This is a genomic window from Stenotrophomonas sp. TWI1183 (genome assembly GCF_039673115.1).
Lineage (GTDB): Bacteria > Pseudomonadota > Gammaproteobacteria > Xanthomonadales > Xanthomonadaceae > Stenotrophomonas > Stenotrophomonas maltophilia_AA.
This window is the reverse complement of record NZ_JBDJKZ010000001.1, coordinates 175,286-195,159: the sequence shown is the minus strand read 5'-3', so window position 1 is coordinate 195,159 and position 19,874 is coordinate 175,286. Positions and strand designations below refer to the sequence as shown.

Genomic DNA, 19,874 nt, shown 5'->3' with positions numbered 1-19,874 from the left:
CCATGATCATTTCCGCCTCCACCGATTACCGCGCAGCGGCGCAACGTCGCCTGCCGCCGTTCCTGTTCCACTACATCGATGGCGGCGCGTATGCCGAGCACACCCTGAAGCGCAATGTCGCGGACCTGTCCGACATCGCGCTGCGCCAGCGCATCCTGCGCAACATGTCCGACCTGAGCCTGGAAACGGAACTGTTCGGCGAACGCCTGGCGATGCCGGTCGCGTTGGCGCCGGTCGGCTTGACCGGGATGTACGCGCGCCGCGGTGAAGTGCAGGCGGCGAGGGCGGCGGCGAGCCGGGGGATTCCGTTCACGCTGTCCACCGTCTCGGTCTGCCCGATCGAGGAAGTGGCGCCGGCCATCGACCGGCCGATGTGGTTCCAGCTGTATGTGCTCAAGGACCGCGGCTTCATGCGCAATGCGCTGGAGCGGGCCAAGGCTGCCGGCGTGACCACCCTGGTGTTCACCGTGGACATGCCCACGCCGGGCGCGCGCTACCGTGATGCGCACTCGGGCATGAGCGGCCCGAACGCGGCGGCGCGGCGCATGCTGCAGGCGGTCACGCATCCGCGCTGGGCGTGGGACGTAGGCCTGTTCGGCCGCCCGCACGACCTCGGCAACATCTCCACCTACCGGGGCAGCCCGACCGGTCTGGCCGACTACATCGGCTGGCTGGGCAACAACTTCGATCCCTCCATTTCGTGGAAAGACCTGGAGTGGATCCGCGAGTTCTGGACCGGCCCGATGGTGATCAAGGGCATCCTCGATCCGGAGGATGCGCGTGACGCCGTTCGCTTCGGGGCCGACGGCATCGTGGTCTCCAACCACGGGGGGCGCCAGCTGGACGGCGTGCTTTCCACCGCACGGGCGTTGCCGGCGATCGCCGATGCGGTCAAGGGCGAGCTGAAGATCCTGGCCGATTCGGGCATCCGCACGGGTCTGGACGTGGTCCGCATGATCGCGCTGGGCGCGGACAGCGTGCTGCTCGGCCGTGCATTCGTGTATGCCCTCGCGGCGCAGGGCGAGGCCGGCGTGGCCAACCTGCTGGACCTGATGGCCAAGGAAATGCGCGTGGCGATGACGCTCACCGGCGCGAAGACCATCGCCGACATCAGCCGCGATTCGCTGGTGGACGCGACCCGTCGCCTCGCGGTCGCGCCGTGAGCGGCGCATCCCAGGGCACGGCGGCGCTGCTGGCGCAGCTGCGCGGCATCGTCGGCGATGCGCACGTGCTGTCCGGCGACAAACCGACCCGGCGCTTCCGCAAGGGCTATCGCTTCGGCGACGGCCCGGTGCTGGCGGTCGTCCGCCCGGGCACGCTGCTGGAGCAGTGGTACGCCCTGCAGGCGATCGTGGCGGCCAACGCCATCGTGATCATGCAGGCGGCCAACACCGGCCTCACCGGTGGCTCCACGCCCGACGGCGCGGATTACGACCGCCCGGTGGTGATCGTCAGCACGCTGCGCCTGGCCGGCGTGCAGCTGATCAACGAGGGTCGACAGGTGGTCTGTCTACCCGGCGCCACGCTGGATCGATTGGAGAAAGTTCTGGCACCGCTGGATCGCGAACCGCACTCGGTGATCGGCTCGTCGTGCATCGGGGCTTCGGTGTTGGGCGGGGTCTGCAACAATTCCGGGGGTTCGCTGGTGCGGCGCGGGCCCGCCTATACCGAGATGGCGCTGTTCGCCCAGGTCGATGCCGAGGGGCAGCTGCAGCTGGTCAACCATCTCGGCATCGCGTTGGGGGACACCCCCGAGCAGATCCTGGAGCGGCTGCAGCGCGGCGACTACGCGGCTGCCGACGTGGACAACGACAACGACCGCGCGGCCTCCGATCCGCGTTACGCCGAGCAGGTACGCCAGGTCGATGCGGCCACCCCGGCCCGCTACAACGCCGATCCCGCGCGGCATTACGAAGCCTCCGGCTCGGCCGGCAAGCTGGCGGTGTTCGCGGTGCGCCTGGACACCTTCGCGCGCGAGCCAGGCGAGGTGTTCTACATCGGCAGCAATGCGATGGAGGACCTCACCGCGATCCGTCGCCACCTGTTGACTGCCTTCGAGCGCCTGCCGATCTCCGGCGAGTACCTGCACCGCCAGGCGTATGACATCGGCGAACGCTACGGCAAGGACACCTTCCTGCTGATCGACTGCTTCGGTACCGCCAGGGTGCCGGCGGCGTTCGCGCTGAAGAGCCGGGTCGACGGCTGGTTCGAAAGCCTGGGCCTGCGCGGGGTCACCGACTGGGTGATCCAGCTGGCGATGCAGTGCCTGCCCGGCCATCTGCCGGCACGCATGCGGCAGTTCCGGGATCGCTACGAGCACCACCTGCTGCTCAAGGTGTCAGCGGTGGATGCAGCGGCGACCGAGACTTTCCTGCGCAATCACTTCGCCGATGGAGAAGGGGACTTCTTCCAATGCACGGCCGAGGAGGGGCGCAAGGCATTCCTGCATCGGTTCGCCGTCGCCGGCGCGGCGGTGCGGTACCGCGAAGTCCATCGGCGCGAAGTCGAGGACATCGTGGCGCTGGATGTGGCCCTGCGGCGCGACGACCGCGCGTGGGTCGAACAGCTACCGGCGGCCATCGACGCCAAGCTGGCCGGCAAGCTGTATTACGGGCACTTCTTCTGCCACGTGTTCCACCAGGACTACATCGTGCGCAAGGGCGAAGATCCGCTGGCGATCGAGCATGCCATGTGGACCTTGCTGGACGCGCGGGGCGCCGAGTACCCGGCCGAGCACAACGTGGGCCATCTGTACCCGGCCAAGCCGGCCCTGGCGGCGTTCTATCAGCAGCTGGATCCGAGCAATACGTTCAATCCCGGCATCGGCCAGACCGCGAAGACGCGCGGATGGGGCAGCTGCGACTGCACCACCCACGGGTAGAGCCACCCCCTTGGTGGCTGCTTTGAAACCTGCCCCACGCCGGAGCAGCCACCCATGGGGTGGCTCTACCCGTGGGGAATCACTCGCAACGGACGGCGGTGATCACGTTGTCCTTGTCGATGAACACACGCAGGCGATCCTGGCGCAGGTCGCGCGACGTGATCGTGGCCGGGCCGATCGGGTTGATCAGGCCGGCGCCGCTCTGCAGCAGCAGCTTGCGCATGTTCGTCTGGTCGGCCGGCTGCCCGATGGCCCACCCCAGTTCGTCGGCCTTGCACAGGCCCGGGCCCTTGATTTCCGGCCCCGGCGAGCTGACGCAGGCGGTCAGCGACAGGGTGCCTGCGAGCATGATCGCGGCGAGGGGGTAACGGGAAAGGGATGCCATCGGGTCGCTCCTGCGGGGTCAGGCGCCGACCATACCACCGCCACGCGCATCGTCGCGTGGTGGCCGCCCCGCGACCGTTCGACGCAGCCGGGTCGGCGCACGGGGGCAGGGCGCTGCGCCCTGGGCGTTACACTGGCCCCTCTCAGAATCGGCCAGGCCGGGAGTCGCGGGTGCTGCACGTGTTCATGCTTGGCGGGCGGCATGCCCGGGCCCGGATCGAGGTGCACGACGTGGCCTTCGCCAATGTCGATGCCATCGAGGAGGCTTACCCGCAGCTGCGCCAGGACTGGTTCGGCGAACGCAGGGGGCTGCACGTCGATGGCTGGCTCGCGGTGGATGGGGTGGAGGAGTACCAGGTGCGGTTTGCCGATGTCGCACCGGCGGTGGGCGCGCCGCGGCTGTATTTCCTCAATCTCGGCGGGTACGCCGCGGGCGCGCTGGGCGAGGCGCATGACTACCGGTTGCTGGTCGCCACCGATGTCGACGAGGCCAAGCGCAAGGCCAAGGGCCTGCGTGATGCCAGCTGGTTCAAGCCGCATACCGATGCGCTGCTGGAGGTGGATGACTGCATCGCCATCGACCAGGTCGGCGGCCGCCATGTGCAGCTCGAGCGCGGCGGGCACCGCGGGATCACCCTGGTCAGTGACTACATCGTGATCGGCTGAGCGGACCCGATTGCCCGCGGCCATGCCGCTGGCGCATAGTGTCGCGGTCCTATGAGGTCCGGCGATGTCGCCGCGACAGATCAACCAACGGAAGTAGAACATGCAGAGCAGGAAGATCACGGCCGCGCTGATCGTGACACTGGGAATGACGATGGCGGGCAGCGCCGCTGCGGCCGAGCCGGACGCGCCGGTCTTCGGTGGCTGGCGCAACCTGCATTCGGCCAGTGGCGCCGAGCCGGTCCTGCGCAACCAGCCGTTTGCGATCCTGCCGCGCGAGGTCGCCAAGGGCGAGCGTTTCGCGATCCTCGACCGCGAGAACAAGCAGGTGGTGTGCTGCCTGGTGGTCGACAGTGAGCGCCTGGATGCGATCGCGCTGGAAACCCGCTACCGGCTGCCCGGGGTCTGGATCGCCGACCTGCTTGGCAACGAGGACTACAACCGCCGGCACGGCGACCCGCATGTGTTCGCGATGACGCGCGAGGGCGAGCTGGTCGACCACGTCTTCTCGCAGGACGGCGGCGGGTACAGCGACCTCGGCGGTCTGCTGCTGCCGGCGGGCGCTGCGCTGGAAGAGAGCGGCAGCATCAAGCTCGGCGCCACCCGCTACCGGCTGCAGGCGCAGTCGCAGCGGTTCGCCGATGACAATGGCGCGCTGGATCGCTACACGCTGCAGCCGCCGGCACCCGCCGCGCCGGTGGTGGTCGAGGTGCCTTACAGCACGTACTGACACGGAAGCGACAGAACCGGCACGGTACAATCGCGCCCGCCCGCCGGCATCGCTGCTGCGGGCCTGTTTCCTTGTCCGAGCCTGTCCGTGATCGCCCGATTGTCCCTGTCCTGTGCGCTGCTGCTGTTGGCCGCCTGCGCCACGCCGGCCCGGCCGCCGGCCGCACCGCCTGCCAAACTGCCTGCCAATCCGGACGCGCTGTGGGGCATCATCCAGCGCGACTGCGCGGGCGATGCAGCGCCGCGCGGGAGCTGCCTGGCGGTAGCCGCCGAGGCGCATCGCCGCGATGTACTGCTGAAGGACTCGCATGGCCACTATCAATTTCTGCTGCTGCCCCTGGACCGGGTCTCGGGCATCGAAAGCCCGGCGCTGCTGAGGGCCGGTGCGCCGAACTATTTCGCCGCCGCCTGGGCCGCCCGCAGCCACACCGAGCAGGCACTGGGCCGGGCGCTGCCGCGCGATGTGGCCAGCCTGGCCTTGAACTCCCCGCATGGCCGCTCCCAGCACCAGTTGCACATCCACGTGGATTGCCTGCGCGCGGATGTCCTGGGCCAGCTGCGCCGGCTGCAGCCTGCCATCGGCAGCGACTGGCAGCCGTTGCCGGAGCCGCTGCGCGGACATGCCTATCTGGCCCGCCAGCTGCCGGGTGCCGAGCTCACCGCCAATCCGGTGCGCCTGCTGGCCGCTCACCTGGCCGACCCCGCCGATATCGGCAACTGGTCGCTGGTGGTGGCGGGGCGGACCGATGCAGCCGGCGCGCCCGGCTTCGTGTTGCTGGCCACCCGGCTGGACCTGGCAGCCGGCAACAAGGCCAGCGGCGAGGAACTTCAGGACCATGCGTGCGCCGTGCTGACCGGCGCGGCCGGCCCGCTGGATGGCGTGCTGTGAGGCGTGGCAGAACGCACGATTGAAACAAAAACCGCGGACGTGGCACGTTATAGTGGCCGTTCAATGCGGTTCCCGCTTTCGCGCCCGGGCTGACTGGCGCGTCGTATCCGACTGATTCCATGACTGCTGAAACCACGACTCCGCCCGCCGCTGCGCCGTCCCAGGCCACCGGTCCGCTGTTCTACCAAGCGCCCGTGCCGCTGCGCTCGGATCTGCATGCCGCCTGGCGCCTGGTGCCCGACACCGCGCATTTTGCTGCGGATACCAATGCGATCCCCGCCGTGATCGGCGAGTTCGGCTCGCTGGCCCAGCATTACCCGATCATCTTCACCGGCAAGGATGCGATGCCGCTGGTGGCCGTGGGTCTGGCCCAGCGCAATCTGTTCGTTGCCAATGACCTGTGGGACGAGCAGAGCTACGTGCCCGCCTACGTGCGTCGCTACCCGTTCGTGTTCATGCAGGCCGGCGAGCAGGACGAGTACGTGCTCGCGCTGGACTCGGCCGCCCGGCAGGTCAACCAGGGCCAGAGCGAGGACGGCCTGCCGCTGTTCCAGGATGGCAAGGCGACCGAGGTGGTCGACAACGCCATGCGCTTCTGCGGCGATTACACCCGCGAGCATGATGCGACCCGTCGCTTCACTGCAGCCCTGATCGAGAACAGCCTGCTGATCGACCGCAATATCGACGTCACCCTGGCCGATGGCCGGCAGATGTCGATCAACGGTTTCCAGGTCGTGGACGTGGAGAAATTCGCCGCGTTGCCGGATGCCACCGTGGTGGCCTGGCACCGCAACGGCTGGCTGGCGCTGGTGCATCACCACCTGAGCTCGCTCGCACGTTTCAGCGCGCTGGTGAACCGCCAGAGCGCACTGCCTGCCGACGCCTGAGCCCAGGCGCACGCGAAGTCACGCAGACGGCGGCCGCAGGGCCGCCGTTTTTCGTTGCTTAGGCGAAATATCGATAAGCATATCCCGGGCGGTCATTTCCCCCTTTTCCGCCTGTTCAGCAGAATCACGGCCCCTTCCTCACTACGCTCCGGCACGGGCCTGCCCGCGACGGGACGTAGCTCTTTACCGGAATTCTGCATGTCTGTGCTGTATCGCCCGCTGCGTCGGCGGGCCCTGGTTCTGTCGTTGTTGCCCCTGCTTGGCGCAGGCTCCCTGGTCCACGCCGCCGATGCGCCGACCCAGCTCGATGCGGTCACGGTCACCGGCTCGCGCATCCCCCGCGCCAGCGTGGAAGGCCCCTCCCCGGTAACGGTGATCACCCAGGAGCAGATCGAGGCGCAGGGCTATCGCAGCGCCTTCGAAGCACTCAGCGCGCTGACCGAGAACACCGGCAACGTGCAGGGCGAGGACTTCGGCAACACCTTCACCCCGGCAGCCAATACGATCAATCTGCGTGGCCTGGGCCCGAACCGCACGCTGGTGCTGGTCAACGGCCGCCGCCAGTCCGATTACCCGCTGGCTTACGAAGGCTCGGTCAACGTGGTCAACCTGGCCAACATCCCGAGTGCGCTGATCGACCGGATCGAAGTGCTGGCCGGCGGTGCGTCGGCGGTGTACGGCTCGGATGCGATCGCCGGCGTGGTCAACATCATCCTCAAGAAAACCTATGACGGCGTCGGCATCAATGTCCGTGCCGGTACCACCGAGCAGGGCGGCGGTGACAACCAGCGCCTGCAGGCCGTGGGCGGCGGTTCGGGCGAGCAGTGGGACGCGATCTTCGGCCTGGAGATCGCCAACCGCAAGGCCATCTACGGCTCGCAGCGCGATTTCATGGACTCGCTGACCGACGACCCGCGTGGCGTGGACCCGCTGGCGACGGCGGTGGCCTATCGCCGCAACGCGTCCACCAACAACTACATCGATCCCGGCGCCGACGGTTGCGACGCCTCCAGCACGCTCTACGGCGGCAGTGTGTTCCGCGCGCAGAACCCGCGCCAGGGCTGGTACTGCGGCAGCAATGAAGCCTCGCCGACGTTCTGGACCGTGCAGACCGAGAAGCGCAACATCGATGCCTACAGCGCCGTGACCTGGCGTTTGAACGATCGCCAGGAACTGTTCGCCGATGCGGCCATCGGCACTGCGCGCATCTACAACAACACGCGTGCGCCGAGCTGGACCTCTTCGCGCAACTACTTCTACAACCAGAGCAGCGGTCAGCTGGAAAGCTGGTACCGGCGGTTCGCGCCGGAAGAGATCGGCGGCGTCCAGCGCAACGCCAACCGCTTCCTGGAGCAGTCGTGGTCGTTCAACGTTGGTGCGCGAGGCAGCATCGGCGGCTCGGACTGGGACTACGAAGCGGCCTACAGCCGCTCGCGCTATGAGAACAGGACGCAGCGTCCGGGCCTGCTGGTCGGCATCAATGAATACCTGCTCGGTCCGCAGCTGGGCACCCGCAACGGCGTGGAGGTGTATGCACCCGATCCGTCACGTCTGTACCAGCCGCTGACCCCGGGTGAGTACGACGGTCTGTCGGACCGTTACGAGAGCCGCAACGCGGCGTGGCTGCAGACCGCCAGCGTCAGCGTCAACGGCCAGCTGTTCGATCTGCCCGGCGGCCGTGCCGCGCTGGCAGCGGTGGTCGAGGCCGGCAGCCAGGGCTACAGCAACCGCCCCGACCCGGCATTGGGCCAGGGCGTGTTCTGGAACCTCAATGCCGGCATTCCCGCCGGTGGCGAACGTGATCGCTATGCGGCCGGCGTGGAGCTGCAGCTGCCGTTGCTGGAGCGCCTGACCGCGACTGTCGCCGGCCGCTACGACCAGTACCGCGCGGCCGGGGATCACCTGGGCAAGGCGACCTGGAGCACCGGCCTGGAGTTCCGCCCGTTCGATACGTTGCTGCTGCGCGCCAGTGCGGCGACCAGCTTCCGTGCGCCGGACATGAACTATGTGTTCGCGACCGAAACGCGCGGCTACAACCCCGGCATGACCGACTACTGGCGCTGCCGCAGTGCCGGCCAGGCCTATGACGACTGCGACTTCAGCGGACTGGCGATCGACTACACCAGCGGCGCCAACCCGCAGCTGCAGCCGGAGACGGCCAAGTCCTATGGCCTGGGCTTCGTCTGGTCGCCGTCGGCGAATCTGGATTTCACTGCCGACTACTACGACATCCGCATCGACGACGAGGTCACCAACCTCGACGCCACGCGCATCCTCAAGGATGAGGCAGATTGCCGTCTCGGCCAGACCGTGGGCGGCGACGCGCGCGATATCGGCTCGGCGCAGTGCCAGGACGCGCTGCGCCGGGTAATCCGCAACCCAGCCGATGCCGCGGTGCAGCCGAACCAGGTGGTGCGCGTGCTGATCAACCCGATCAACGCCGCTTCCGAAACCGTGCGCGGCATCGACCTGAAGTCGAACCTGCGCTGGGATGCCGGTCGCTACGGTCGCTTCTCCGCGCGAGCGGCGTACTCGCTGGTGATCGATCACAGCTACCGCCAGTTCGCCGGTGACGAGGTCCAGGACCAGCGCAACTCGCTGGATTCCTACCAGTGGCGCAGCAAGGTCAACGGCAGCGTGACCTGGGCGATCAACGACTGGACCGCCACGCTGTACGGCATGCGCTACGGCTCGTTGCCGAAGACCGACGGCAGCGGCCGCATCGCCCCGTACATGACCTACAACGCCAGCCTGTATCGCAAGCTCAACGACAACGCCACGCTCGGCCTGATCGTCAACAACCTGCGCGACAGCCGCCCGCCGGCGGACAAGAACGGGGGTGGCTGGCCGTTCTATCCGGTCGGCAACTACGATCCGTACGGCCGCCAGTTGTGGCTGGAGTTCGACTACCGCTTCCTGTAATCGCCTCGCGGGCCCGGAAATGCCGGGCCCGCTGCGTTTGGATGCAGGTATCGCTGGCGCTCAGAGCATCATCCCGCCCAGCACCGCCAGGGCCAGTGCGATGAGCAGGACACCGGACAGGCGCTCGATCCACGGCAATGCGCTGCTGAATCGTCGCATCACGGAGGCACGGCCGACCAGGCCCGCGACCAGTAGATCCCAGCCCAGCACCACCGAGAACATCCACAGCCCATAGAACACCCGCGTACCCGCAGTAGTGCCGGGTCCGCTCAACATCGCCGCGAGGCTGGCGTAGAACAGGGCATTCTTGGGATTCAACAGCGCTGACATTCCGCCCAGCGCGAAGGCACGGGCCCACCTGGATGAGGCGCGATGGGGGGACGCTGATGTCGGCTGTTCTGCCATCGATGGTAGCGCTGCCGCACCCGCATGGCGCACGAACAGCGCGCCTACGTACAGCAGGAAGACGCAGCCCGCCACCTGGATCACCTGAAACAGCACGCTGCCGGACTGCAGCTCTGCCACCCCGGAGAAAGCCAGCGCAATGTAAACGCCGTTGGCGAGGGCAACGCCGATGCACGCGCCGCTGGCAATGCGCCAGCCCTGATGGATCGCCGTGCGCGCGATCAGGAAGAAGTCCGGCCCGGGTGACAACAGCGCCAGGAAGTGCACAGCAGCAACGAGCAGAAACTGTTCCATGGGGCAGGCGTCAACGGGGCGTGTGACTGTGCCGGTCCTGCGTGATGCTGTATTGCACGATATTGCGCAGCGCTCAGCGGCGATAACGACCTGGGGTAATGCCGGCGTGTGCCTTGAACAGGCGTTGGAAATGGCTCTGGTCTGCAAAGCCGAGTGCGTGGGCGACGTCGGCCAGCGCTTGCCCCCGGCCTAGTCGCTCCCGCGCGGCATTGACCCGTCGATTGAGCTGCCAGGCATGCGGGGTGAGTCCGGTGGCGCTGCGAAACGCACGGATCACCGCGTAGCGGTTCATCCCGGTGCATGTAGCCAGGTCGGCCAGCGATGCGCCTGATACAGGCGCGGCGTCCAGCAGGGCGAAGGCCGGCTGCAGTCGCCTGCGCAGCTCTGGGCTTGTGTGCGGGGCGGGGATCGGAATCCCGGCAGCGACCTCGAGATCGTCGATGAAAGCGACCACGGCGGCTTCTTTCTCTGCGGGATCGGCGCCGGAAAACAGCAGGTCATTCATGTCGCAGAACGTCCGGTAGCGCGCCACGCTGCGGTCAATGCGGATCGGCGGCGCCGTTGCAGCCCCTGCCTCGATGGGTTGCCTGTCAGCCATGACCGCCGCCATCCATGCCGCATCCAGATGCAGCATCTGATAGCTCCAGGCGGTGTCGGGCGCTGGATTGCAGGCATGGACACGGTGCGCTGGCACGATGACCAACGTGCCTGGCTGAAGGCGGTGCTGTCCACCCGGTGCGCCGCTGAAAATGCTCTCACCGGCATCCACGGCGCCGATCGACCAGGTGGGATGACTGTGCGGGCGGTAACAGGCCCGGCTGTTGCACGCGCGGCGTGACTCGACCCACGGCAGCTGGGGATCGCGCCAGAAGTCGTTATCCGAGGCCATGCGGCCGGAAGGGTCGCGCTCGCGTATGCTCACCGCCTGAACTCACTGCAATCCATGAGCCATGGTAGATCACATCCATTACCGCCGCGCCGTACCCGACGATGCCGCGGCCTGCATCGATCTGCGCGGTCGCACCCGCGAGAACGCGTTTTCCGCCGCCCAGCTCGCCGAGCTCGGCATCACTGAAGCCAGCTGGGCGGCCGGTATCCGTGACGATGCGCTGCCGGGGCATATCGCACTCGAAGGTGAGCGGATGGTCGGCTACTGCTTCGGCGATCGCGAAGGCGGCGAGATCGTGGTCCTGGCGTTGCTGCCGGCCTATGAAGGACGGGGCATCGGTCGGCACTTGCTGGATCTGGCCATTGCCGATCTGGTCGAGGCGGGGCATGCGCGGCTGATCCTGGGGTGTGCAGCGGATCCGGCGGTTCGCTCGTACGGGTTCTATCGTTACCTCGGCTGGCGGCCGACCGGCGAGATCGATGCGCTGGGCGATGAGGTGCTCGAGCTGCACGTGGGCGCCACACCGTAGGATCGGGGTAGGGCGTGCCAGTGATTCCGTGTCGGGTTCATGCGCATGGGTGGGTCATCGTGCGGCCGGTCACGACAGCGGTAGCGGCCCCGGGACATGCTGGATGCCTCTGCACGGAGCGATGCGATGACTGCGTGGTTGCTGACCCTGATGATGAGTGCCACCACGGTCGAGCCGCCCACTCGACAGGTTCACACCTGTCTGGTGGATGGGGCGCGGCACTACCAGTCCACCCCGTGCCAGGGTCGCACCGAACGCATCCGCGAGATGCCGCCGCCTGCCGACACCTGGGCCAATGACATGCATATCGAGTCGCTGCGGCAGGAGCTCCAGGCCAGACGGCGCGCGGACGCTGCACCCACGCGTCAGAAGCGCGCGCAGCGCCCCCGCGGGGCACCGGCCGGCGTCCGCGGTGCGCTGATCACGGTCCACACCGATCCTGTGAAGTGCGCCGCGGCGCGGCGCCAGCGGGAGACGGCATACCAAAAGGCGGGCCAGCGGCCGAGCCTCGCGCTGAGCCGGCAGATGGATGACCGTGTCCATGACGCGTGCCGGTGACCGCCCGGCATCGGCTGGGACGGCGCACGAAAGGCGAACCGTGCCCGCCATGATGGCCGCCGCCAAGCACGCTCAGGGCTGCGTCATCAGGTAGCGCGCGACGGCATCGAAAGCAGGCAGGGTGGTCGGGTCGTTCGCGCTGTTGCCGGCGACCGGGTGCGAGCCGAACCGCGCGATCACCACCCGTGCGGTGGGATCGATGTAGAGGGCCTGGCCATGCACGCCGCGCGCCATGTAGGCGCCGTGGTCGTTGTGCGAGATCCACCACATGCCGCGGTAGCTCCAGCCCGGCAGCTGCGCATACCCGGCCTTGGCGAAGGCCTGCTTGCTGCCGCCCGCGCGGATGCGGGCGATCGCGGCGGCCGGTACGACCGACTGGCCACCCACCTTGCCGTCGTCGAGCAGCAGCTGGCCGACCCGGGCGAGATCGCGCAGGCCGGCATTGAAGCCACCGCCTGCGAACGGCGTGCCGGTGGAGTCCACGGTGTAATACGCATCCTGCTCGGCGCCGAGACGTTGCCAGATCCGCGACTGCAGCAGCTGCGCGACCGACTGGCCGGTACGGCGGGCGATGATCCAGCCCAGGGCATCGGTGTTGATCGTCTTGTAGCCGAACGCTTCGCCGTGGCGGCCCTGCTTCTGCACGGTCTGCAGGTAATCGTAGTAGCTGCGCGGCCCGGTGTAGCCGGCGGGCGGGGGCAGGGTGCTGCCGGCGACGGAGTACTGCCAGACCTCGGCATCGGGGTCGGCGTAGTCTTCGCTGTAGCGCAGCGCCGTGGTCATCTCCAGCACCTGCTTGACCGTGGCGTCGCCGAAGGCGCTGTCCTTGAGCTCGGGAATGATCGCGCCGACGCGCTCGGTTTCATCGATCACGCCCTCGGCCACCAGCATTTCGCCGAGCAGCCCGGTGATCGATTTGGTGACGGACATCGCGCCATGCTGGCCATGTTCGTCCAGGCAGCCGCTGTAGCGTTCGTAGACCACCACGCCGTCATGCAGCACGACGATGCCGTCGGTGTAATTGGCCGGCAGTGATTGGGCCCAGGTCATGCGGGTGCTGCTGCCGAGCGGCGTGAACGACAGCGCGTCGATCGCGTCATCCAGCCGACGCGGCAGCGCACGGGCAGCGCCGGCACCGCGGCTGACACCGACGGTGGGCATCAACTGGCGGAAATGGCAGGCCGTCCAGCGCAGCTTGGGGAAGCTGAAATAATCGTCGTCGGTGTAGCGGATGCGCTTGTCTTCCGGCGGCGGCGCGCCCTGCATCCAGCCCAGCAGCTTCGGATCGGACGCCTCCGCCGACAGCGGCGGCGCGGTCGGCGACGCCGGGGTAGCGACGGCGGCGACCGGCAGAGCGAGGACGGCGACCAGTGCCGCGGCGAGGCCGGCGCGCGATGACGCCAGCGCACCGCGCAGGCCGGACACGGTGATGCGGGGACGTGGAACGGGCATGGTGCACTCCTTGCTGATGCGCAGTACGTCTGCGCCACCAAGGGTACTGCACCGCAAACGAAGACGGCGCCATCGGCGCCGTCCCTGACGTGCCCTGCCGGGGCAGGGCGCGCGATGCCGTTACGGGCTGCCGGGGTTGCCCTGCGGCACCGGGTCCGGCGTAGCCGACTCGGCCGAGGGCAGGGACAGCGCCGGATTCAGCTGCTGCGCCTGCAGCGTCTGGATGCGCTGGTTGAGCGCGTCCAGTTCGCTGTGGGAGCTGCGCAGGTCGGTGCTCAGGCTGACGGCCTGCTGCTTGGCCTGTTCCAGCGAGGCGCTGACCTGCAACGACTGCTGGCGCTGCAGCTCGGCTTCCTGCTGCAGGCTGCGCAGCCGCTCTGCGTTGTAGGCGACCAGGTTTTCGGTGTAACGCTTGCCGGCCTGCAGGCGGGTGGTGTCGATGTACACCTGGGCCAGTTGTTCGGTCTGTTCGACGAACGTGCGGTAGACCTTCTCGGCGTTGTCGACCGAATCGGTCTTGATCACGCGCCAGAAGTCTTTCTCGTGGAACAGCGCCACGTAATAGTTCAGCGTGCTGGTATTGAACAGCAGGCTGGCGCCGTAGGCACCGTTGTAGGTCGTGCGCAGCTCGGTCAGCTGTTTGGAGTCGACCAGCTGGCGCAGTTCGTCCACGGTATTGCGGACCACCGGCGCCGGGCGCGGCGTGGCCTCCGCGGCCGGCTCGGCACGCGATGCGCGCGCGGCCAGGGCCTGCGGTACGACGGACAACGTCAGCAGCAACACGATCCCACCGGTCAACGCGTGCGTGACGATGGAACCTACCCCTTTTCTCTCTCGCATATTCTGGCCATCCACGAATGGATTATCGGTGAAGTTAAGTCCCCGCCGGAGTCTAGCACGCACAATCGCGTGGTCCGCACTTCACCACGGCGTCAATAAACCAACTGTGCCGGGGTGCACTGGATGGACTGCATATGTACGTCGGTCCGGCCCAGCTCCAGCCCGAGAATCTGCGCCAGGGTCTGCGAGAGCAGGGTGCCGACGCCATTGAGCAGCGGCTTCAGGGTTTCCAGGACGGGGGTCAGGGCCAGGCACAGCAGGCCGCTGCAGCGGACCTGGTCGCTGCCCGGATCGGTGACGCCGGTGCCGCCGCCCAGGTCCTGCAGGCCGCCGGGCCGGGTCTGCAGATAGGAGGCGAGATTGGATTTGACGCAGTTGTTGTAGTTGAGCAGGGTACTGATCAGGCTGTTGCAGCGGTTGACGACCAGTCCGCCGAGCAGTCCGCCGAGCAGGCCGCTGAGCGCTCCCATCCCTTCGCCGGTCACCGTGGCGTTGTAGCTGTCCCATACCGAGCCGGTACGGGTGCAGGTAGTGAGATAGAGCGGGGGGCATGCATATGGCACGCCATTGATGACATCCCAATCACCGAGCGCACCGATGCCAAGGGCCGGGTTGCCATGGCGCAGCAGCTCGATGGTTTTCTTGGCGTCGTAGAATCCGTTACCCGGATTGGCGGCCTTGAGATACTGATCCGCCAACCGGTTGGCGGTGGCGGCATCGGTGCTGCCCTGCTTGCCGGGAGTAACCACGTTGCTCAGCACCCGCAGCAGTTCACTTACCAGGCCGGAAACCGCCGAGCCGACCTGGGCCTGGTTGAAGCGGGTGGAGGCGGTTTCCCCGGCGGCCAGCGTGACGCGTTCATCGTGTGCGAGAGCATCGAGCGAGATCTTGTCGGTGACCAGCGGCGCGCCCAGCAGGGTCAGCAGCTGCTCGTTCTGCAGCCCGGTATCGCAGACGTTGCGCTGCGAGAACTGATTGGCCGCATCGACGCGGCCGACACAGGCGCGCAGCAGCGAGGACTGCACCCGCACCGTGGCGGTGGGCGGTGTTGCGTCGCAATTGAGCGCTTCCAGCGTCCCCATCGCGTTGGTCACATCGGCGTAGATCGGCAGGTTGAGGCGGATGCCCAGTCCGCTCAGCACCGGGCCGAGCACGGCCAGGCCGGCGGTATCGATATCGATCTTCAGCCGGACCTGCGCGTTGTAGGCGCGCGTGCCGACGCCGCCGATGGCGATGGACGGCGGCTCGATGATCGCCGCGCGGGTCTGCACGAGGCCCAGGATGTTGAGGTTGTTCACCGCGACGCCATTGCCGCCGCTGGCGATGCTGATGCTGGTGGTGATCAGGTCCAGCGCGCTGATGTCGGCCTGCAGCGCTGGCGATGCAGGGCCTTCGGGTGCCACGACCCGTGCGAACAGGCCGCTCGTGGCATCGGTGCTGCCGAGCTGCACGTTGAGCTGGTTGAGATCGATCCTTGCCGCGAGCGCATTGCGCAGTGCGGTCAGGTCCACGTTGGCGACACCGCTGCGGGTCAGCACCGTGGCCGTAGCGTCCAGCAGTTGCCCGAGCGATACGCGGTTCGCGGCGAGAAGCGCGTTGAATTCGGCGATGCCGATGTTGGCATCGACCGGAATGCCGAGCGCCTGCAGCAGGCCGCCCGGCGTGACCTTGGCCTGCGCCAACCCGTCATAGCCGAGCAGGGTGGTCCGGTCCAGATTGACGCCGACCAGAGCGAGTACGTTGCCCAGCGGCGTCGTGCCATTGACCCGCAGCAGCTGTGAGCCCACCGAGAACACGGCGATCGGTGGCGCGCGGGTCGCCACCGCCTGCGCGCGGACCGTCGGCAGGCGCGTGTTCTGGCCGAAGAACGGCAGGACCGGGCGGGTCGCCACGACCTTGACGGCGTTGAGCGGGTTCGCCGCATCCAGCGTCATGCTGAAGTGGTCGTCCGTTCCGCGTGTCGGGTTCCAGTTGCCGCACTGGATCGCCAGGGTGCCGGAGAATCCATTGCCCTGTGCCGCATTGCCGCGCGCGGCGCTGTTGTCGCCGCGGTCGGCGCTGCACAGATCCAGCCGCTGCGCGCCGGCCATCGAGGCCAGGTCGACCACCTTCTGCGCATCGCGCTTGGCCCAGTACAGATAGCCCACTTCGACCAGGCCGAGCATGCCGACCAGGCCGAGCAGGACCAGCATCATGGTGACCGACATCCCGCCGCGCAGCCGCCGGCGGGACGGCGGGGGTACGCGGGCGCTGGACTGGTGCATGGCCTTGCCCTCCTTAGTTGGTATCGCTGACGTCCTTCTTGACGCTGGTCTTGAGGAACTCGGGAATCTCGTGCTCGAAGCTCTTGAGGTAACGCGCGTAGCTGGCGGTCGCCTGGTCACCGAGGATCGGCAGGCGCGGCCCGGCGTGGGTGCCCGCGGCCTGCATGCGCAGCAGGTCGCGGGTGGTCTGGCCGATCTCGGTGCGCGGCGGCGGTGCAGGGGGAACGTAACGCTCGGCCGGTACGCCCGAGGCATGGCCCGGTGCGCGCGCCACGTCACCGGGATCGGACTGGACGGGCGCTGCGGCGGGCAGCGCAGTGACGGCGACCGGCGGGGCATCCGGCCCGCCCAGCATCTGTCCGGTCAGTGGTGCCTGCTGCGCCAGCACGGGCGAGATCCAGGCCGGCAGCATCAGCAGGAAGCCGACGGGCAGGAGGCAAACAGGCAGGCGACGCAGCTGGCTCATGGCGTGTTCTCGCTGGCGGGAGTGGCGGTGCTGAAGCGCTCAAGCATCGATGGCGCCAGACGCGCATCGCTGCTGGTACGGCGATCGGTATCGACGGCCACCCGGCGGGCTGCTGATGGGGTCGCGGGGTGGGCGGTGGGTGCGGGTACCGGGGCCGCCGCGGCGACGCTGGCCGGGGCGCGCTGCACCGACGGTGCAGGCGTGGCCTGCTGGCGCAGTTGTTCCGCCAGCCGGCGCACTTCGGCCTGGGCACTGTCGGTCAAGCGCGCGTTGCGCATGATCGTCTCGGCCATCTCGTTCTGGCCACGCAGCAGGGCCCATACCGCCAGATTGGCGTTGGCCTTGGCGCTGCCGGGCGACAGCTCGGCAGCCTTGGCCAGCGGTTCCTGCGCCCGCGCCCAGTCGCCGGCGCGTAGCCGGGCGAAGCCAAGATCGCCCAGGTAGCCGGTATTCAACGGTTGCAGCTGCACGGCCTTCGCCAGTGCCTGTTCCGCGCGCGCCGCGTCGCCGTCGCGGGCCACGACCAGACCCAGTCCGTGCCATGCGGCTGCGGCCTGCGGTCCGCTGGTGAGGCTGGCGTAGATCGCCAGCGCGGCCTCGCGCTGCCCGGTTTCGCGCAAAGCATCGGCATTCAGCAGCCGCAACTGCGGGCTGTCGCCGTAACGCTGCCGGTAGGCATCCACGTGCGCCAGCGACGCGTAGTACGCGCCCTGCTGCTGCATCTTGGCGATCAGCTCGGCGTAGAGCTGCTTGTCGTCCTGCGGCGCCACCTCGGGCGAGGCCAACGCCATCGGGTCCTGGCGGTAGCCGTTGCGCACGTTCGAACAGGCTGCGCAGAGTGCTGTCGCGGCGAGCAGCAGGCAGAGGCGGGAAAGCACGGCGTGGCGCATGGCGTTCAATCCAGTTTGGTCAGGGCGGAGGCGAGGGCGATGATGGCCGGACCGGCCAGCACCAGCATCAACGCCGGTAACAAGGTCAACATCATCACGACGGTCATCTTCACCGAGAGCTTGCCGACCTTCTCCTTGAGGGTGGAACGGCGCTGTTCGCGCAGCCGGATGCTGAACTGGCGCAACGGCTCCTGCACGGCGCCGCCATGGGCATGCACCTGCAGGATCAGCTGCACCAGGCTGCGCAGGTCCTCGTCATCGAACGATTCGCTCAGCCGGCGCAGCGACTGCTCGCGGCTGCGCCCATGCATGTAGGCGATGTTGGCCTGGTGGATTTCGCGGCCCAGCACCGGGATGGCGTTGCGCAGCTTGTCGCCCAGCGTCTGCAGGCTCTGGTCCATGCTGAAACCCACGCCCTGCAGCAGCCGCAGCAGATCGATCAGCAGGGGCAGCTCCGCGGAGACCTGCTTGCGCAGGCGCATCGCCCAGGCACGCAAGGCGAACTTGGGCAGCAGGATGCCGAACGCCAGTGCGCCGAAGATCGCCATCGCGCGGCTGAATCCGGTGCTGTGGTTGAAGGCAAGCACGAGGACCAGTGTGGCGACCGCGATCAACAGGCGCAGGCCGAGGAAGATCGCGGTGCCGGCTTGGGTGTTCCAGCCCGCCTGGTCGAGCAGCAGCCGATCTTCCGGCGCGAGCAGGGCGGCTTCGATGCGCCCGCCGTTGAAGCGCTGGCCGAACCCCGCGATCCCCTTGAGCCAGCGCTGGCGCAGGCTCACCGGGGGCTGCGCGGGCGGGGACGGTGAGCCCGGCACGTCGCGCGGACGCAGGGCGGCCTGCAGTGCCTCCTGGTGGCGTTGTTCGCGGCCACTCAGGACCCAGCCGCGCACCCCGAGCAGGGCCACGCCCGCGGCGAGCACCAACAGCGTGGCGATCCACCAGCCGCTACTGGTCATGGTGACCTCCGGTGGCCAGGACGGGCAGGCGGGCGCTCATAGGGATTTGGCCAGGCGGTACAGCAGGAAGCCGCCGATCAGTTCCAGCCCCAGCGCCCACAGCAGCAGCGTGTGGCCGAGTGGCTCGTGGATGATCGGCTGGAAGAATTCCGGGCTGGTGATCCCCATCAGGACGGCGCTGATCGGCGGCAGCAGGCCGAGCACCCAGGCCGACATGCGGGTCTCGGAGGTGGTGGCCATCAGCTCCTGCTGGGCCTGGTCCAGATCGCGCATGAAATCGGCCATGCGCTGCAGGATCTGGTCGGCACGGCCGCCGATGCGCACGCTGACCCCGAGCACGACCGACAGCACGTTCAGGGCCTCGAGCCGATAGGGCTGGGCCGCCTGCGCCAGGGCGCGGTCGAGGTCCAGCCCACTGCGGGTGTAGGACAGGGTGGCATCGAGCAGGCCACGCAGTGGCATCGGCATCTGCGCGGCCGAGGTCTGGAACGCCATCTGCAGGCTGTTGCCGAGCCCGGCCAGGCGCACCAGGTTGTCGAGGAAGTCCGGCAGCTGGCGCAGCAGTTTGGCCTGCAGCCGGTTGATCCGGCGCGATACCCAGAACCACGCCGCCAAGGCACTGAGCACCAGCACGATCGGCGCGGCCCACGCGGTGCCGAGCCGCGCACTGGCGATCCACGCCAGCAACGCAGCGGCGGCGGCAATCAGCAACGGCACCCGCCAGCCGGTCGGCAGGGCGGCGCGTTGCATCAGCGCATCCCAGGGCAGGCCGGTGGGCGCAGTGGTCACCGGCATCGGGGCAGGGCTGTCGCCGATCCCGGCCAGGCGCGGTGAGGTGTCCGGCCGCGACAGTCGCTGCTCGGCGTGTTGCAGCGACAGCCTCCGCTGCTCGCGTGCGGCCGCGCCGCCCCACAGCTCCACGGCCAGGGCCACCAGCACCAGCGCCGCACTGCACAGGAGCAGGACGAAGGCCATG

The 19,874-nt window shown here is 68.2% G+C and carries 19 protein-coding genes; 9 read left to right on the top strand and 10 right to left on the bottom strand.

Annotation, left to right across the window (positions count from 1 at the left end; translation table 11 throughout):
* The first annotated feature begins 2 nt into the window (after positions 1 to 2).
* Both lldD and dld read left to right on the top strand, forming a co-directional pair.
* Entirely contained in the window at positions 3 to 1,163 is a 1,161-nt protein-coding gene (gene lldD / locus ABE434_RS00900) for an FMN-dependent L-lactate dehydrogenase LldD (RefSeq protein WP_346477459.1), read from the top strand.
* Entirely contained in the window at positions 1,160 to 2,881 is a 1,722-nt protein-coding gene (gene dld, locus ABE434_RS00895) for a D-lactate dehydrogenase (RefSeq protein ID WP_346477458.1), read from the top strand. The genes lldD and dld overlap by 4 nt, the downstream gene beginning before the upstream one ends.
* A 79-nt stretch (positions 2,882 to 2,960) precedes the next feature.
* Here dld and ABE434_RS00890 read toward each other — a convergent pair whose 3' ends face one another.
* Complete coding sequence (locus ABE434_RS00890) at positions 2,961 to 3,266, bottom strand: hypothetical protein (protein WP_346477457.1); 306 nt, start codon at positions 3,264 to 3,266, stop codon at positions 2,961 to 2,963.
* Positions 3,267 to 3,436: 170 nt separating this feature from the next.
* Here ABE434_RS00890 and ABE434_RS00885 point away from each other — a divergent pair, with 170 nt between their 5' ends.
* The 5 genes from ABE434_RS00885 to ABE434_RS00865 all read left to right on the top strand — a co-directional run bounded on the left by ABE434_RS00885 (position 3,437) and on the right by ABE434_RS00865 (position 9,355).
* The gene (locus ABE434_RS00885; protein ID WP_346477456.1) at positions 3,437 to 3,931 is read left to right on the top strand and encodes a DUF1543 domain-containing protein; all 495 of its coding nucleotides are present in this window, start codon (positions 3,437 to 3,439) and stop codon (positions 3,929 to 3,931) included.
* A 100-nt stretch (positions 3,932 to 4,031) separates the two neighbouring features.
* A complete protein-coding gene (locus ABE434_RS00880) occupies positions 4,032 to 4,658 on the top strand; it encodes a decarboxylase (protein WP_346477455.1) in 627 nt (208 codons plus the stop codon).
* Between the two features lie 99 nt (positions 4,659 to 4,757).
* On the top strand, positions 4,758 to 5,546 hold the full coding sequence (locus tag ABE434_RS00875) for a CDP-diacylglycerol diphosphatase (protein WP_176988725.1): 789 nt from the start codon (positions 4,758 to 4,760) through the stop codon (positions 5,544 to 5,546).
* Between the two features lie 119 nt (positions 5,547 to 5,665).
* Positions 5,666 to 6,433, top strand: a complete 768-nt coding sequence (locus ABE434_RS00870; protein WP_176988726.1) for a SapC family protein — start codon at positions 5,666 to 5,668, stop codon at positions 6,431 to 6,433.
* A 198-nt stretch (positions 6,434 to 6,631) separates the two neighbouring features.
* The gene (locus ABE434_RS00865) at positions 6,632 to 9,355 is read left to right on the top strand and encodes a TonB-dependent receptor (protein ID WP_346477454.1); all 2,724 of its coding nucleotides are present in this window, start codon (positions 6,632 to 6,634) and stop codon (positions 9,353 to 9,355) included.
* 60 nt (positions 9,356 to 9,415) lie between these two features.
* Here ABE434_RS00865 and ABE434_RS00860 read toward each other — a convergent pair whose 3' ends face one another.
* Both ABE434_RS00860 and ABE434_RS00855 read right to left on the bottom strand, forming a co-directional pair.
* The gene (locus ABE434_RS00860; RefSeq protein ID WP_346477453.1) at positions 9,416 to 10,054 is read right to left on the bottom strand and encodes a LysE family translocator; all 639 of its coding nucleotides are present in this window, start codon (positions 10,052 to 10,054) and stop codon (positions 9,416 to 9,418) included.
* Between the two features lie 73 nt (positions 10,055 to 10,127).
* On the bottom strand, positions 10,128 to 10,976 hold the full coding sequence (locus ABE434_RS00855; protein WP_346477452.1) for an AraC family transcriptional regulator: 849 nt from the start codon (positions 10,974 to 10,976) through the stop codon (positions 10,128 to 10,130).
* A 28-nt stretch (positions 10,977 to 11,004) separates the two neighbouring features.
* Between ABE434_RS00855 and ABE434_RS00850 the strand changes: the two genes are divergently transcribed.
* The gene (locus tag ABE434_RS00850) at positions 11,005 to 11,472 is read left to right on the top strand and encodes a GNAT family N-acetyltransferase (RefSeq protein WP_346477451.1); all 468 of its coding nucleotides are present in this window, start codon (positions 11,005 to 11,007) and stop codon (positions 11,470 to 11,472) included.
* 126 nt (positions 11,473 to 11,598) lie between these two features.
* On the top strand, positions 11,599 to 12,030 hold the full coding sequence (locus ABE434_RS00845) for a hypothetical protein (RefSeq protein WP_346477450.1): 432 nt from the start codon (positions 11,599 to 11,601) through the stop codon (positions 12,028 to 12,030).
* 72 nt (positions 12,031 to 12,102) lie between these two features.
* Here ABE434_RS00845 and ABE434_RS00840 read toward each other — a convergent pair whose 3' ends face one another.
* From ABE434_RS00840 to ABE434_RS00810, 7 genes are all read right to left on the bottom strand, one after another.
* The gene (locus ABE434_RS00840) at positions 12,103 to 13,482 is read right to left on the bottom strand and encodes a serine hydrolase (protein WP_346477449.1); all 1,380 of its coding nucleotides are present in this window, start codon (positions 13,480 to 13,482) and stop codon (positions 12,103 to 12,105) included.
* 120 nt (positions 13,483 to 13,602) lie between these two features.
* Complete coding sequence (locus ABE434_RS00835) at positions 13,603 to 14,322, bottom strand: DUF2968 domain-containing protein (RefSeq protein WP_346477448.1); 720 nt, start codon at positions 14,320 to 14,322, stop codon at positions 13,603 to 13,605.
* 92 nt (positions 14,323 to 14,414) lie between these two features.
* Entirely contained in the window at positions 14,415 to 16,586 is a 2,172-nt protein-coding gene (locus ABE434_RS00830) for a TadG family pilus assembly protein (RefSeq protein WP_346477447.1), read from the bottom strand.
* A gap of 13 nt (positions 16,587 to 16,599) precedes the next feature.
* Positions 16,600 to 17,052, bottom strand: coding sequence for a DUF3613 domain-containing protein (locus tag ABE434_RS00825; protein WP_346477446.1), 453 nt, complete (start codon positions 17,050 to 17,052; stop codon positions 16,600 to 16,602).
* Entirely contained in the window at positions 17,049 to 17,942 is an 894-nt protein-coding gene (locus ABE434_RS00820; RefSeq protein WP_346477445.1) for a Flp pilus assembly protein TadD, read from the bottom strand. The genes ABE434_RS00825 and ABE434_RS00820 overlap by 4 nt, the downstream gene beginning before the upstream one ends.
* A gap of 5 nt (positions 17,943 to 17,947) precedes the next feature.
* Positions 17,948 to 18,898: a type II secretion system F family protein gene (locus tag ABE434_RS00815; protein ID WP_346477444.1), complete on the bottom strand. Its 951-nt coding sequence runs from the start codon at positions 18,896 to 18,898 to the stop codon at positions 17,948 to 17,950.
* A 36-nt stretch (positions 18,899 to 18,934) separates the two neighbouring features.
* Positions 18,935 to 19,873 (bottom strand): type II secretion system F family protein, encoded by a 939-nt coding sequence (locus tag ABE434_RS00810; protein WP_346477443.1) that lies wholly within the window; start codon positions 19,871 to 19,873, stop codon positions 18,935 to 18,937.
* Between the last annotated feature and the right edge of the window lies 1 nt (position 19,874).

Excerpts from the sequence above, each read along its gene's own strand:
- ABE434_RS00880 (WP_346477455.1), top strand. The coding sequence starts at position 4,032 with ATGCAGAGCAGGAAGATCACGGCCGCGCTGATCGTGACACTGGGAATG.
- ABE434_RS00890 (WP_346477457.1), bottom strand. The coding sequence starts at position 3,266 with ATGGCATCCCTTTCCCGTTACCCCCTCGCCGCGATCATGCTCGCAGGC.
- ABE434_RS00820 (WP_346477445.1), bottom strand. The coding sequence starts at position 17,942 with ATGCGCCACGCCGTGCTTTCCCGCCTCTGCCTGCTGCTCGCCGCGACA.
- ABE434_RS00830 (WP_346477447.1), bottom strand. The coding sequence starts at position 16,586 with ATGCACCAGTCCAGCGCCCGCGTACCCCCGCCGTCCCGCCGGCGGCTG.
- ABE434_RS00815 (WP_346477444.1), bottom strand. The coding sequence starts at position 18,898 with ATGACCAGTAGCGGCTGGTGGATCGCCACGCTGTTGGTGCTCGCCGCG.
- ABE434_RS00850 (WP_346477451.1), top strand. The coding sequence starts at position 11,005 with ATGGTAGATCACATCCATTACCGCCGCGCCGTACCCGACGATGCCGCG.
- ABE434_RS00835 (WP_346477448.1), bottom strand. The coding sequence starts at position 14,322 with ATGCGAGAGAGAAAAGGGGTAGGTTCCATCGTCACGCACGCGTTGACC.
- ABE434_RS00870 (WP_176988726.1), top strand. The coding sequence starts at position 5,666 with ATGACTGCTGAAACCACGACTCCGCCCGCCGCTGCGCCGTCCCAGGCC.
- ABE434_RS00840 (WP_346477449.1), bottom strand. The coding sequence starts at position 13,482 with ATGCCCGTTCCACGTCCCCGCATCACCGTGTCCGGCCTGCGCGGTGCG.
- ABE434_RS00825 (WP_346477446.1), bottom strand. The coding sequence starts at position 17,052 with ATGAGCCAGCTGCGTCGCCTGCCTGTTTGCCTCCTGCCCGTCGGCTTC.
- ABE434_RS00860 (WP_346477453.1), bottom strand. The coding sequence starts at position 10,054 with ATGGAACAGTTTCTGCTCGTTGCTGCTGTGCACTTCCTGGCGCTGTTG.
- ABE434_RS00845 (WP_346477450.1), top strand. The coding sequence starts at position 11,599 with ATGACTGCGTGGTTGCTGACCCTGATGATGAGTGCCACCACGGTCGAG.
- ABE434_RS00810 (WP_346477443.1), bottom strand. The coding sequence starts at position 19,873 with ATGGCCTTCGTCCTGCTCCTGTGCAGTGCGGCGCTGGTGCTGGTGGCC.
- ABE434_RS00865 (WP_346477454.1), top strand. The coding sequence starts at position 6,632 with ATGTCTGTGCTGTATCGCCCGCTGCGTCGGCGGGCCCTGGTTCTGTCG.
- lldD (WP_346477459.1), top strand. The coding sequence starts at position 3 with ATGATCATTTCCGCCTCCACCGATTACCGCGCAGCGGCGCAACGTCGC.